The sequence below is a fragment of the Aerococcus urinae genome, from assembly GCF_001543175.1.
Lineage (GTDB): Bacteria > Bacillota > Bacilli > Lactobacillales > Aerococcaceae > Aerococcus > Aerococcus urinae.
Map to the genome: position 1 here is coordinate 213,194 of NZ_CP014161.1, position 14,107 is coordinate 227,300.

The following is a 14,107-nucleotide window of genomic DNA, read 5'->3' on the forward strand; positions in this document are numbered from 1 at the left end:
GCTTCCTTAAAAGGAAAGAAGTAAGTGGCTTTTTAGCTTGGCCACTGCTCTTAGTAGCCTTTCTCTTTATCTAAGAGGTTGATACTTAAAGACTTACCCTTTAAGTAATCCTGGTAATTTTGGTAGAAAATCTTAAAAATATCATCACGGAAGTGTTCTACCCGCCCTGAGGAGTGAGGGGTGATTAAAAGATTTTTAGTCTCCCACAAGGGACTGTCTGCTGTTAAGGGTTCTTTTTGAAAGACATCCAAATAGGCACCGGCAATCTTATCCTCTTCCAGAGCAGCTTGGAGGTCAGCTTCCACCACTGCACTCCCCCGACCGACGTTAATAAAATAACTCTTTTCCTTCATTTCATTAAAGAAGGATCGGTCAAAGATATTTTTAGTTTCTGGAGTAGAGGGAAGGGTATTGATAATGATATCCATTTCCCCAATATGGTCAGCTACTGATTCTTGGGTGTAGGTCGCCTTAAAATGCTCCACAGCCCTACCAGATGTATTTACTCCGTAAAAGTCTAAGCCAAAAGCTTGACCAATCTGGGCAATCTCACTGGCTAAGTGCCCGGTACCGTATACTAGGGCCTTTTTCCCCGTCAAGTTTTTCACATCTTCATAGCGGTGCCAGTTCTTTTCTTGCTGTTGGTCATGGTAGATAAAGAGTTGGTGGTAAACCCCTAAAAGATAGCCATAGATACTTTCGGCAATGGAGGGTGCGTGGATACCCGAAACCGTCGTAATGGATACTTTTGGATCCGCCATGAATGCTTGGGGTAAATAGTCAGCTCCAGCGGTATCGAGTTGAATCCAGGCTAAGCGCCGGTCATTTGCTTGGTAGATAGCGGCTAGGGTTTCTAAGTCGCTACCAAAAAAGATCTCGATCTGGGCGTAATCGCTAGAATTAAGCTGCTTCTTGTCTTTAATTTGGTAGTGGTCACTCAGCTCTTCTAATTGTCTACGGGCTTGATCCTTATATTGGGCATCCAGGTAGAGGATTGGCTTAGGCATTAGCCTCACCGCTTAATTGGCTAGCGGCTGCTTGGTCAAGGATCACAACGACATTAGGGTGTTCTTGGAGGGCGCTGGCTGGGACTTCTTCAGTCACAGGTCCTTCCACCATGGCTTTAACAGCGGCTGCTTTTTCCTCACCAAAGGCTAAGAGTAAGATGTTTTTGCTGTTTAAAATGGAACCGATCCCCATACTATAAGCCGCGGTGGGGACATCGCTAGGAGAGTCAAAGAGACGGCTGTTAGCCTCGATGGTTGATTCCGTTAGTTCAATTTTACGGGTCTTGCTGGTGAAGGAAGAGCCCGGTTCATTGAAACCAATGTGCCCATTGCGACCAATACCTAATAATTGTAAGTCGATCGGATGTTCTTGGAGTAGGTCTTCAAAATGTGAACATTCCTCTTCTTCGTTAGGGTTGGCACCATTTAAAAGATAGTTGTGTTTAAATGGTTTCTCATTGAAGAGGTGTTTGTGCATAAAGTAATTATAGCTTTGTGGATGGCTAGCTTCTAAACCAACATATTCATCCAAGTTAAAGGAAAGACTGTCAGTGAAGTCTAAGTCTGAGGCCACGATTTCTTGGTAGAGTTTTTCTGGTGTCGAACCGGTAGCTAAGCCAAAGACTTTAGGCCCATCAGCTAAGGCTTCTTGGTAGTAATTTAAAGCGGCTTGGCTGGCTGTTTCGATGTCATCATAAATATAAACTTTCATTTTTGTACCTCCATAAAAGATATAAGTTCATAAAAATCTTATCCCTAGTTTAACACGGATAGGAAAATAAATCTGTGGCAAAAGTAGATTTTGAAAGTAAAACCGGCACTTTAACAAAAAAATCACAAAGTTGAATAGGTGAAAAGGGGGAGAAATGATTAAAGCATCTTGGCATAAATTTTGGCAGCGGACACTTTGCCAAAACTAGCCGGCAAATCCATTGAAAGCGTATACAGATATTCTGTACAATAATGGTGTAAATACTTATTACAATGATTCGATGAAGGAGGAAATATTATGGAACAGTCACAAGCCAAGTCTTCCGGCTTGAAGGCAGGTATCCAAAAATTGGGACGCCATCTCTCTAGCATGGTCATGCCTAATATCGGTGCCTTTATAGCCTGGGGGATTTTTGCTGCGCTCTTCATTCCAACGGGTTACCTACCTAATGAAAGCTTAAATGCTGTTGGTGGAGCCATGCAACGTTATCTCTTGCCATTATTAATTGCTTATTCTGGTGGTGCCCTGGTTTATGAACAACGGGGTGCTGTGGTTGCAACCATTGCTACGATGGGAGTTATCGGTGGTGCGCCACCCGAAACGCCAATGTTTATTGGTGCTATGGCCATGGGCCCCTTTGCCGGTTGGGTCATTAAGAAATTTGACCAAGCCTTCCAAGAAAAAATCCCTTCTGGTTTTGAAATGTTAGTCAATAACTTTTCCAGCGGGATTCTGGGCTTCTTCTTAGCTTTACTTGGTTTCTTTGCAGTTGGCCCACTGGTGAGTTGGGGAACTGAATGGATGGAAATTGGTGTCAATAAGATCATGGAACTGGGCTTCTTGCCTTTGGCCAATGTCTTGATTGAGCCCGCTAAGATCCTCTTCCTAAACAATGCTATCAACCACGGAATTTTGACACCACTAGGTTCAGCCCAAGTTGCTGAAGTCGGTAAATCGGTACTCTATCTCTTAGAAGCCAACCCTGGTCCTGGTCTGGGCGTTTTACTAGCCTTTGCTATTTTTGGTAAGGGTAGCGCTAAATCTTCCAGTTGGGGAGCTATGATCATCCACTTCCTTGGTGGGATTCATGAGATTTACTTCCCTTATGTGATGACCAAGCCCCTCTTAATCTTAGCGGTTATCGCTGGTGGGGTAACGGGGACCTTTGTTAATGTCCTCCTCAATGTTGGTTTAACTGGACCTGCTTCTCCAGGCTCCATTTTTGCTATTTTCGGGGTAACTGCTCGTGGCGACCATCTACCTATGCTCCTAGCTGTTGCTGCCGCTGCTGCAGTTTCCTTTGCGGTTGCTGCTTTAATCCTAAAAACCGACCGTTCCCAAGAAGACAACTTTGCTAAACAACAAGCAGCTGTTTCTCAAGCTAAGGCTGAATCGAAAGGGCAAAGTGCTGATGTTGAAGCGACTTCAGATGAAGTTCCAGACGTCAATCAAATCGACCGAATTATCTTTGCCTGTGATGCTGGGATGGGGTCAAGTGCCATGGGGGCTTCCCTATTAAGGAAGAAAGCCAAACAGTTAGGCTTGACTCAACCCGTGACCAACTCAGCCATTAATAACCTGAATGATGATGCGAAGACCTTAGTTATCACTCAACAAGAATTAACCCCTCAAGCCCGTAAAAAAGCGCCATCTTCCACCCATATTTCGGTGAATAACTTTATGGATTCTGACCGCTATGATGAAATTTTAGCGGATATGTTAGATGAAGATGTAGAAACGGTTGAAGCTGAAGTATCTGATGGCTCTAGTGAGTCCGCTGATAAAGACGCTAGTCAAGCGCAAGCATCAGACTATGCTGGTATTAACAAGGTCGTCTTTGCCTTTAAGGGACCTGGTGTTGGTGGCACGACGATTGCCGCTTCCATCTTTAGAAATCTACTCGTCAAAAAAGCCCCTGATAAAAATATCCATGCTTCTGCTCAAGCACTGGATGAGATTAATGACCAAGACAATATCTTGGTGATCGTACAGAGTGATGACTATCAAACAGCCAAGGAACATTTCCAAAAGGCTAGAGTCATTCATTTTGATCGTTTGATTGATGAAGGGAATTACTATTCATTGATTCAATCCTTAGGGGAATAAGGCCTTTAGCCATCCTTTAATAAATAAGCGACTTCAGTCAGATAAAGTTTTCCATTAGCTCGTCTCATGGTGTACTATAAAGGCAAAGTAGCTTTTATAGAGAGGATTAGGCCATGTACTTTTCAGAACGAGAACGGGTCATATTACAGTGCTTTATGGAGCAAGGCGATGGCGTGAGCTTGGAAAGTTTAAAGATGACCTTACAAGTCAGCCAGCGTACAGTTTATCGGGAATTGAATAATTTAGCAGCTTCCTTGAACAAGTTTGGGATCGAAATCGGTCGTGACCGCAAGCAGGGTTACTTCTTACGTTACCCCAAGGACTTTACGGCTTATGATTTAAAGGATATTCTTGGACCAAAGCAAAGGCAAGCATCCTGGCCTTTCTTTGACCGGGAGATACGCCAGCAGCACCTGGCCTGCCAACTATTACTAGAAAATCCAGAATTAACCAGGCAAGGTCTGGCAGAGGATTATGGCGTCAGCCCAGCTACCATTCAAACTGACCTCAAGGCGGTTGGGGAGGCTCTATTGAATTATGACCTCCACCTCGTCCGTGATGATAAGAAGAATTATTTGGTTAGGGGCTGGGAAGCTGAACGCCGGCAAATGCTGAGTTCACTTTTAAGTCAAAACATTGACGAATATACCTTCTTCCATCCCAACCGCCAAGGCGGACAAAATAGTCAAGCCTTTATGGCTTTACTAGAGGGAGAAGACTTAGAATTAGTTCAGCAAATCTTTAATCGTTTGAATCCAACAACCTTTGCTAAGGTGACGGATAACCAGTTGAAGCTGATTATGCTCCAAATCACGGTCACTATTATTCGCTTAAAGGCGGGCCAGCATTTGGAAGAAGGAGGGCAAGAAAAAAGTAAGCACTTAGCCCTTTCCCGGCCCGGAAAAACTGAACAACAGTTAGCCCAGCAAATCATGACTTGGATATCGGATGCTTTAGCCTTACCGATTGGTATTAATGAACGGAATTTCTTGGCCCAGCAGTTGGAAGGGGTCAATTACAAGCCGCTTGAACACTTGTTGATTGAAAATTACGATGGAACCTTCCTCTATCAGGTTTCCGAGCTTATCCAAGCTGTCAGTGAAAAAACGGCCAACGATTTCCGCACTGATTCAGCCCTTTACTATAATTTAGTCACCCATATCCAGGCGACCTTTAACCGACCGGAAGTGAGTGAATTTCAAGAATCTCCCCATACCTTATTGGACCGGATAACTGACCAATATTTTGACCTTTACCAGGCAGTCGGGACCAGCTTTTCCCAAGCCTTCCCTGGTCAGAAGATTGGCCGTGATGAATTGGCCTATATTGTTATTCACTTTGCGACTTCCCTGGAACGTCACCCCCAAGGCCGCCAGCAAATTTCCTTGCTCTTGGTTTGCGCGAGTGGGATGGGAACGACAAAAATTCTGGAAAACCGTTTGAAAAAGTACATTAAACAAAATCTATTGATTGATGTGGTGAAATTATCAGCCTTAAATCAAGTTGCGCTAACTTCCTATGATATCGTCTTATCCACCCTGTTCTTACCGGGGCTCAGCCGTCACTATCACTTGGTCTCCCCCTTGCTCTTAGACGATGAATTAAAGGCCTTAGAAATAGAAATTGAGCAAATCGCTCAAAATAAGGACTGGGTAGGATCTAACAATCGGACTGGGGAAGTAGGAAGTTTAGCGAGAAATAATCAGGAGCTCAGTTTAGAAAATTATTATCATAAGATCAAAGAAGCTTATCAAGTCTACCAAAACTTTCAAGTGATTAAGGTTAATAATAATGGGAAGGCTAAACTTGATCTCAAAACCTTACTTGACCAGCAGATAGGACAACTTAGGGGCCAGCAAGTTGGCGATAGCCAGCAGGTCAGCGAGGCGGTCATGCGGCGATTTAAAGAATCGGCTATCGGCATCCCACATTCTAGTATCGGACTCTTCCATACCAGTCATGTTGAGGTCCTAGAGCCATACTTTGTCATTTATGACTTGGCGGAGGGTTACCCTATTTTGGGCATGGACCACCAAATGATGACCCTTAGACGTTTGCTACTGCTCTTAGCTCCCAATCCCTTAACTCCCTGGCTACAGGAAGTGATGGGAGCGATATCGAGTTCCGTGATTGAAAATGATGCTAATCTCTCCCTTTATGACCGGGGCGATGAAGGGCGCTTGAAACAGTTACTGAATAACATATTACTAACTACCATAAAAAATATGGACAGCCTATAAAAAAGCAAAAATGATGTAGGAGTTTTCCTGGAGATAAAAGGAGTGAGGAAATGGAATTAAAAGAATCGATGATTCGTTTGAATCAATCCTTTATTAATAAAGAAGATGCCATTCGTGCAGCCGGGCAATTGCTCGTTGATGACGGCGATGTGGAAGAAGAATACATTGATTCCATGTTAGCCCGTGAAGAAGTGGTTTCGACCCACATGGGGAATTTCATTGCTATTCCCCATGGCACCGATGAAGGTAAAGATAAGGTAAAAGCAACTGGAATTTCGGTGATCCAAGTGCCATTCGGGGTTGATTTTGCCCCCGATGAGCCAGAAGAAAAAATGGCTATGATGGTTTTTGGTATTGCGGGGATTGGCAATGAACACTTGGATCTTTTATCCAAGATTGCAGTTGTATGTTCAGATATGGACAGTGTTGTACGCTTAGTCAATGCAACAAGTGCCCAAGAAATTATTGCTATTTTTGAGGAGGCAGAAGTTTAATGAAAGCTGTACATTTTGGTGCGGGGAATATCGGACGTGGTTTTATTGGTGAAGTATTAGTCGCCAATGGTTTTACCGTTGATTTTGTGGATGTGAATGAAACAATTGTGGATGCCTTGAACGAACGGGGATCCTACCAAATTGGCTATGCGGCACCGGGAGAAGAAAAAATTGATATTTCTGGTGTGAAAGCCATTAATAATGGAAAAAATCCTGAAGCCGTGGTTCAAGCCATTCAAGAAGCAAATATTATTACCACCGCGATTGGGCCTAATATTCTTCCCTATATTGCTGAATTAATTGCCCAAGGCTTACAAGCGCGTCGCCAAGCTGGGGTGAGTGAACCTATTGATGTCATCGCTTGTGAAAACATGATTGGAGGGACCGATTTCTTACACCAAGAAGTCGATAAATACCTAACCGACCAAGATCAAGACTATATTGACCGCTATGTTGGTTTTCCCAATGCAGCTGTCGACCGGATTGTTCCTGAGCAACACCATGAGGATGCCCTCTTTGTTAGTGTAGAACCCTTCAAAGAATGGGTGGTTGACCAAACCCACTCCAAAGCTAAGAACATTCGCTTAGACGGGGTTCTTTATGTGGATAACTTGGAACCTTACATTGAACGGAAGTTATTCTCGGTCAATACCGGCCATGCTTCTGTGGCTTATTCTGGAGCAGCTAAGGGCTATCAAACCATTGGCCAAGCCTTAGAAGATGGCACCATCTTAGAACGTTTGAAAGCAGTCCTTAAAGAAACCAGCAGCTTGTTAATTGCCAAGTGGAACTTTAAGGAAGCGGATATGGCCGCTTACCGGGAAAAAATTGTTGAACGTTTCCAAAACCCAATGATTGTTGACCAAGTCAACCGGGTGGGCCGGACGCCAATCCGTAAGTTGGGTTATAATGAACGCTTTATCCGTCCAATTCGTGAATTAAAGGAACGGGGCTTAGATTATAGCGCCTTGCTAACAGTGGTTGGCCTAGCCTTTAACTTTGATAATCCCCAAGATGACCAAAGTGTAGCCTTACAAGAAAAATTACAAAAGCAAAGTTTAGAAGAAGTCATCCAAGATGTCACTGGCTTGGATGATGCGGATTTAATTCATGAAATTAAAGCCGCAGTTGAAGCCGCTAAATAATGTCTACAAAAACTTCAAAGAAAAAGAGGTCAGGAAGAAATTCTGACCTCTTTTTTTGAACAATTTTAAAAGATTAAGCCGCTTGTGCTTAATGGAAATGGTGTTTCATTTTCTCTTGGATGATTTGATCTTCTTTCCTTTGTTCTTGGCGGATCTTACGACGGGACCCATAACCAGCACAGATGTAACGTTCTTCGTCGGTTTCTGGTTGAATTTTGGGCATGGTAAAATCTTCGTCATCTTTTGGTGTAGCGACAAAGGTTAAGAAAGAGGTTGCGCCAATGAATTTACGGTTTTCCTGATAATTTTCACCAATCACTTTGACAAAGACTTCCAAGCTGCGATGACCGGTCCCAGTGACATAACACTCGATGCGGACAATTTCCCCTAATTTAAAGGGGCTGATGAAGTTCATATTGTCCAAGGAGGCCGTTACCCCAGAACAGCGGGTAGCCTTATGGGCAGCGAGACTAGCCACATTGTCGATTAAATAGAGTAACTCCCCCCCATAGAGGTTCCCAGCGGGGTTAGTATGGGCAGGTAAAATTAACATTTCATGGACAACTAGTGTGTCTTTACAATTAAGGATTAAATCCTTTGTTTCGTTTTCCATAGTGACATCCTACTTTCTAAATTAAGCCGCTTGATTAACTGGTGGTTCCTCCCTTAATGATTTGGTAAGGAAGCTTCAGGTCAGTGTCAAGCGTTTCATTTTCCATTAACTTGGTCAAGGCCCGCATGGCAACAGCACCAATATCATAAATTGGTGGAGCAATTGAGGAGAGTTCCGGACGTGACATGTTGACAATTGAAGAATTATCTGAAGCCATGATTTCGACCTCTTCAGGGACCTTAACGCCATTATCCAATAGGGCATTGAGTAAGCCAATGGCGATGGTATCATCGGTAGCGATAGCAGCATCCGCTTCTATTTCCGTGAAAGTCTCGTAAAGGGCATAGCCTGAGTCATATGAAGGTGACTTTGCCGCAATTAATAAGTCTTCATTGACTGCATGTCCAGCTTCTGTTAAGGCCTTTTCATAACCTTGTAATTGCCGGCTTTGGCTCACCTTGAAGCCTTGGTCACTACCAACTAAGGCGATCCGTTTCTTACCCTTAGCTAAGAAATCTTTAGTGACTTGGTAGTAGGCATCTTCCACGTCTATATTAATCGTAGGCATGGTTGCTTCAGGATCGATTAAATCAGTGAAGACACAAGGACGACCAGCGGCGGAAATTTTTTGCCGGGCTTCTTGGGAAATGCTATTCCCGATAAAGATAATGCCGTCGACTTGCTTCATAATTAAACTTTCCACTCCAGCAGCGTCATGCTTAGGGTCAGCATTAGCTAAAATAATATTGTATTCGTACATATTAGCAATATCATCGATCCCCAAAGCCAGAGAACTGTAATAAGGGTTAGTAATGTCTGGCAAGAGTACCCCGATATAGCGGGTCCGCTTGCTGGCTAAACCGCGGGCAATGACGTTAGGATGGTAATTTAATTCTTTAATCACTTTCATGACTTTTTCTCTAGTCTTCGGGCGCACATTAGGATTTCCGTTAACGACACGTGAAACTGTGGCCATGGATACCCCTGCTTGGTGGGCGACATCATAGATTGTCACGTTTTGTTTCTCCATAATAAAACTCCTTCGAAAAAATTTACTGACTTAATATAGCAAAGGTGTTTTTCTTTTGCAACCGTTTACTCATTTATTATATCACGTTTTCATTAACTTTCATAAAAAATAAAATCTTTCCTTAAAAGTTATCATAGCTTATTCCGCTTAAAAGCTCTTGAGCCCTTGCTGGCTGTATAAGAAAATACCTATTTATTTCATTATATATAAAATATTAATTTCAAAATTTTAGCATAAAACGATAAACAGGAAAAGTTTTTGTAGCAAAAAAACATTCTTGACAGTATTTCTCTAAGTGATGAGCTTTTCCCTATTGACAAAAGACCTTAAGTCGGCCACAATGAAAGATAGTTTAGACTAGTAAATTGTTGAAGGGTCGAGAGAGAGTTTGGCTGCTGAAAAAACTACCCCGCTCACAATTGAACCTACTAAGATACTAAGTAAAACTTAGCAAGTGCAAGCATTTGCAGGGGAGACACCCTTATCGTCCAATGAGATAAGCAAAAGCTTAATAAAGGTGGTACCGCGAGTCATGTCGTCCTTTTAGGGGATGGTGGACTCGCTTTTTTTATCGGATAAAGTGAAAAAGGAGATTACAATGGCAAAAGAAACAACAAGTCATTCACAAGAAAATGATTTTTCCAAATGGTATTTACAAAGTATTCAAAAGGCAGATTTATTCGCCTATGGTCCTGTTCGTGGAACCATGGTCTTTAAGCCTAATGGCTACGCCTTATGGGAAAAAATTAAGACCGAATTTGATAAGAAATTTAAAGCATCCGGAGTAAAAAATTGCTACTTCCCCATGTTAATTCCCGAATCCTTCTTCAAGAAAGAAGCTGACCATGTTGAGGGCTTTGCCCCTGAATTACCCTGGGTAACTCGGGCGGGTGACGAAGAATTAGAGGAACCCGTTGCCCTTCGTCCTACCTCAGAAACCCTCTTTGGCAATGCTATGTCTGACTGGATTAACTCTTACCGTGACTTGCCTATGGAACTTAACCAATGGGCCAATGTCTTCCGCTGGGAGAAACGGACCCTGCCATTTTTAAGAACCTCTGAATTCCTCTGGCAAGAAGGCCACTGTGCTTACGCTAGTGAAAAGGAAGCTCGGGAACGGACCATGCACTTCCTTAAGGTTTATCAAGAAACCGTCGAAGACTTATTAGCCTTACCCGTCTACGCTGGTCAAAAAACCCCTTCGGAAAAATTTGCTGGCGGGGTGGATACCTATTCTATTGAAGCCATGGTAAAGGACACCAAATCTGTTCAAGCAGGGACTTCTCACTACTTAGGGACCAACTTTGCGGAAGCCTTTGATATTAAGTATCTTAATACCGAAAACCAACACGTCTATGCCCACACCAGTTCTTGGGGCGTATCAACCCGCTTGATTGGGACCATGATTATGGCCCATGGTGATGAGAAGGGGGTCGTCTTCCCACCGAAAATGGCGCCTGTTCAAATTGCCTTGATTCCCGTTGGCAATGTGAAGAAGAACCCTGAAGTCCTTACTCGACTAGAAGCCATTGAAAAGGACCTACAAGCAGCCGGCTATTCAACCTATTTAGATGATTCCAATAATTCAGCGGGTTACAAATACAATGAAGCTGAAGTGAAAGGGGTCCCACTGCGTATTGAATTTGGTCCACGGGATATGGAAAATGGCCAATGCATGATTAAAATGCGTGACTTAGAGGACAAAGAAGCGGTTAACTTAGATGACTTACTCGACAAGGTTGCCACTGAAATGGAAACCATGCAAAAACGTCTCTATGACAAGGCAGATCAATTCCGTCATGACCATGAACATTTCGACATCGACACCCTAGACCAATTAAAGGCACATATCAAGTCTTGTGAAGAAAAGGGTGAATACCCAGGCTGGGTCCTTGCTGGCTGGGATGGCACGGAAGAAACAGAAGCCAAGGTCAAAGAAGAAACCGGCTTCACTACTCGGAATATTCCCTTTGAACCAGCAGTAGAAAAAACCGTCGACCTGGTTAGCGGCAAACCCGCAAAACACACCGTTTGGTTCGCCCGCGCTTATTAGAAGAGTGTGACAAGTGCGTCAGCGAGCACATTTGAAGAGAGTGCGATAAGCACAAAAAGAGGGCAGTGCGCCCTCTTTTTTATTCCTACAATAATAAAGTTTGCTGACTCTTAAGTCGCCTTATTTTTTATATGCTAAATGATAAAAACTTGTTTTTATCTCAGGGGAAAATAGAAAACGCTTGCTCAATGAGATGAAATCAGCTATTTTAATAGTATATTACTTAATTTTTTTAAAGTGGATACAACTTTTTAGTTGTTATTATCCAAGTACGAGAAAGGATCCACCTATGAATACAATGGCAGCTATGGCAAAAAATCAATTTCATAAGTCCATAGAAGATATTAGTGACCAGGAACTTTATTATTTATTACTCGATTTAATCAAAGATAAAAGCAAAGGCTTAGCCACTAATCACAGTAAGAAAAAACTTTATTATGTATCGGCAGAATTCTTGATTGGTAAATTACTGGTCAATAATCTCTTAAACTTAGGGATCTATGACCAAGTTGAAGAAGAATTACAAGCTCACGGCCGGTCCCTAACGGAAGTGGAACAAGCAGAAAAAGAACCTTCACTCGGTAATGGGGGGTTGGGACGCTTGGCTTCTTGCTTCTTAGATTCTATTGCCAGCTTAGGCATGAACGGGGACGGAATCGGTTTAAATTACCACTTTGGTCTTTTCCGTCAGTTTTTTGATAATAACCAGCAAACGGCCAAACCTGATGACTGGTTAGGGGGGAGAACTTGGTTAAACCGCACCGAGACTACTTTCACCGTTCCCTTTAAAAATGGGCCGGTCTCTTCCACCTTATATGAAATTGATATTATTGGCTTTAAAAGAGGAGAACGTAACCGCCTACGCTTATTTGATCTGGACACGGTGAATTCTGATTTAATCCAATGGGGAACCATCCAATTTGATAAGAAAAATATTCCTGAAAACTTGACCCTTTTTCTCTATCCTGATGACTCTGACCATGCCGGGCGGATGCTAAGGATCTATCAACAATACTTTATGGTGTCTAACGCTGCTCAATTGATTATTCGTGAAGCTTTGGATCGAGGGTCTAACCTTCATGATTTAGCTGACTACGCGGTCATTCAGATTAATGATACCCACCCTAGCTTCATCATTCCTGAATTAATCCGACTCTTAACTGAAGACCATGACTTTACTTTTGAAGAAGCGGTGGCAGTTGTCCGTCAGGTGGTAGCCTTTACTAACCATACGATTTTAAGTGAGGCCTTGGAAAAATGGCCACTGACAGATATTGAAGCCGTTCAACCAGAAATTGCTAATATTATTTGCCGCTTGGACCGTATGATTAAGGAAGACTTTCCCGATAATCATGCGGTTGAGATTATCGATGGCTCGAACACGGTCCATATGGCCAGCATTGCCATCCACTTTGGCTTTTCGACTAATGGTGTGGCCCGCTTACATTCGCAGATCTTGGTGAATAGTGAGCTCAAGGCCTTTGCAGATATTTACCCAGAAAAATTCTCCAATAAGACTAATGGGATCACCTTTAGACGTTGGATTATGGCTGCCAATCCCCGTTTGGCTCATTTAATTGACCAAAGCATTGGCGACCAATGGCATCAAGGAATCTCCGATCTTAGCGGTTTAAGTAAAGAAAAGGACAATAAGGAGTTCATTAATCAATTAGCCCAAATTAAGCAGGCCAATAAAGAACGTTTAGCGGAACATTTAAGGGTAAGTAAACGGATCGAGATTAAGCCAGATTCGATTATTGATGTTCAAATTAAACGGATCCATGAGTATAAACGCCAACAAATGCTGGCCCTTTATATTATTTACAAATATTTTGATATCAAGAATGGCAACCGGCCGCAAACCCCAATCACCATTCTTTTTGGGGGCAAGGCCGCTCCAGCCTATACCATTGCCCAAGATATTATTCACTTAATTCTCACCTTGTCAGCTCTGATTAAGGAAGATCCTGAAGTAGCACCTTATTTACAGGTTGAGTTTGTGTCCAACTATAATGTCACGGAAGCAGAATACCTCATCCCTGCGGCTGATATTTCTGAACAAATCTCCTTGGCTTCAAAAGAAGCCAGTGGGACGGGGAATATGAAATTTATGCTCAATGGTGCCTTAACCATTTGTACCTTGGATGGGGCGAATGTGGAAATTGCTGAGCGGGTAGGGGAAGACAACATCTACACCTTTGGTAAATCCAGTGATGAGATTATTGATCTCTATGCCAATAACGCCTATAACCCCCAAGATTACTATAATCGTCCCGCCATTAAGCCCCTGGTTGACTTTATTGTGAGTTCAGACATGATTCGCCTAGGCCATGAGAGCCAATTACGGCGTCTCTATGAAGATATCAAGAGCAAGGATTACTTCATGGCCATGATTGACCTGGAAGAATATATTGCCCTCAAAGATAAGGTGTACCAAGACTATGAGGACCAAGAGGCTTGGTTGGATAAGGTTCTAGTCAATATTTCAGAAGCGGGCTACTTCTCCAGTGACCGGACGATTTTGGAATATAATGAGGGTATTTGGCACTTAGAAGTGGCTGATCCTGAATAAACTATAAAAAAGACATAAGTGAAACAAAAAATGCAGCAAGACTAAGGACTTTGCTTGAGAAGTAGGAGCGATTAGAACTTCTCAGCGATCCTTTTGTGCTTGCTGCACTTTTTTATTTATTGTGTTGTTGAAGAT

The 14,107-nt window shown here is 42.8% G+C and carries 10 protein-coding genes; 6 read left to right on the forward strand and 4 right to left on the reverse strand.

Annotated features, from left to right (window positions below; genetic code table 11):
* Window positions 1-50 precede the first annotated feature (50 nt).
* Both AWM73_RS00965 and nagB read right to left on the reverse strand, forming a co-directional pair.
* On the reverse strand, window positions 51-1,007 hold the full coding sequence (locus AWM73_RS00965; protein ID WP_060777664.1) for an NAD(P)-dependent oxidoreductase: 957 nt from the start codon (window positions 1,005-1,007) through the stop codon (window positions 51-53).
* Window positions 1,000-1,719, reverse strand: coding sequence for a glucosamine-6-phosphate deaminase (nagB, locus tag AWM73_RS00970; protein WP_060777665.1), 720 nt, complete (start codon window positions 1,717-1,719; stop codon window positions 1,000-1,002). Before nagB ends, AWM73_RS00965 begins: the two co-directional genes overlap by 8 nt.
* 297 nt (window positions 1,720-2,016) lie before the next feature.
* Here nagB and AWM73_RS00975 point away from each other — a divergent pair, with 297 nt between their 5' ends.
* The 4 genes from AWM73_RS00975 (at window position 2,017) to AWM73_RS00990 (ending at window position 7,704) form a co-directional block, all read left to right on the forward strand.
* Window positions 2,017-3,825, forward strand: a complete 1,809-nt coding sequence (locus AWM73_RS00975) for a PTS mannitol transporter subunit IICBA (protein WP_060777666.1) — start codon at window positions 2,017-2,019, stop codon at window positions 3,823-3,825.
* A 113-nt stretch (window positions 3,826-3,938) separates the two neighbouring features.
* On the forward strand, window positions 3,939-6,065 hold the full coding sequence (locus tag AWM73_RS00980; protein WP_060777667.1) for a BglG family transcription antiterminator: 2,127 nt from the start codon (window positions 3,939-3,941) through the stop codon (window positions 6,063-6,065).
* Window positions 6,066-6,115: 50 nt separating this feature from the next.
* Window positions 6,116-6,559, forward strand: coding sequence for a PTS sugar transporter subunit IIA (locus tag AWM73_RS00985; RefSeq protein WP_013669286.1), 444 nt, complete (start codon window positions 6,116-6,118; stop codon window positions 6,557-6,559).
* Window positions 6,559-7,704 (forward strand): mannitol-1-phosphate 5-dehydrogenase, encoded by a 1,146-nt coding sequence (locus AWM73_RS00990; protein WP_060777668.1) that lies wholly within the window; start codon window positions 6,559-6,561, stop codon window positions 7,702-7,704. The genes AWM73_RS00985 and AWM73_RS00990 overlap by 1 nt, the downstream gene beginning before the upstream one ends.
* Before the next feature lie 88 nt (window positions 7,705-7,792).
* Here AWM73_RS00990 and AWM73_RS00995 read toward each other — a convergent pair whose 3' ends face one another.
* Both AWM73_RS00995 and AWM73_RS01000 read right to left on the reverse strand, forming a co-directional pair.
* Complete coding sequence (locus AWM73_RS00995; protein WP_060777669.1) at window positions 7,793-8,317, reverse strand: acyl-CoA thioesterase; 525 nt, start codon at window positions 8,315-8,317, stop codon at window positions 7,793-7,795.
* Window positions 8,318-8,351: 34 nt separating this feature from the next.
* Window positions 8,352-9,347 carry a substrate-binding domain-containing protein gene (locus AWM73_RS01000; protein ID WP_060777670.1) on the reverse strand — a complete coding sequence of 332 codons (996 nt, stop codon included), beginning with the start codon at window positions 9,345-9,347 and terminating at the stop codon, window positions 8,352-8,354.
* A gap of 598 nt (window positions 9,348-9,945) precedes the next feature.
* Here AWM73_RS01000 and proS point away from each other — a divergent pair.
* Together proS and AWM73_RS01010 are read left to right on the forward strand one after the other, a co-directional pair.
* Complete coding sequence (gene proS / locus AWM73_RS01005; protein WP_060777671.1) at window positions 9,946-11,400, forward strand: proline--tRNA ligase; 1,455 nt, start codon at window positions 9,946-9,948, stop codon at window positions 11,398-11,400.
* 289 nt (window positions 11,401-11,689) lie between these two features.
* Window positions 11,690-13,972 carry a glycogen/starch/alpha-glucan phosphorylase gene (locus AWM73_RS01010; protein ID WP_060777672.1) on the forward strand — a complete coding sequence of 761 codons (2,283 nt, stop codon included), beginning with the start codon at window positions 11,690-11,692 and terminating at the stop codon, window positions 13,970-13,972.
* Window positions 13,973-14,107 lie beyond the last annotated feature (135 nt).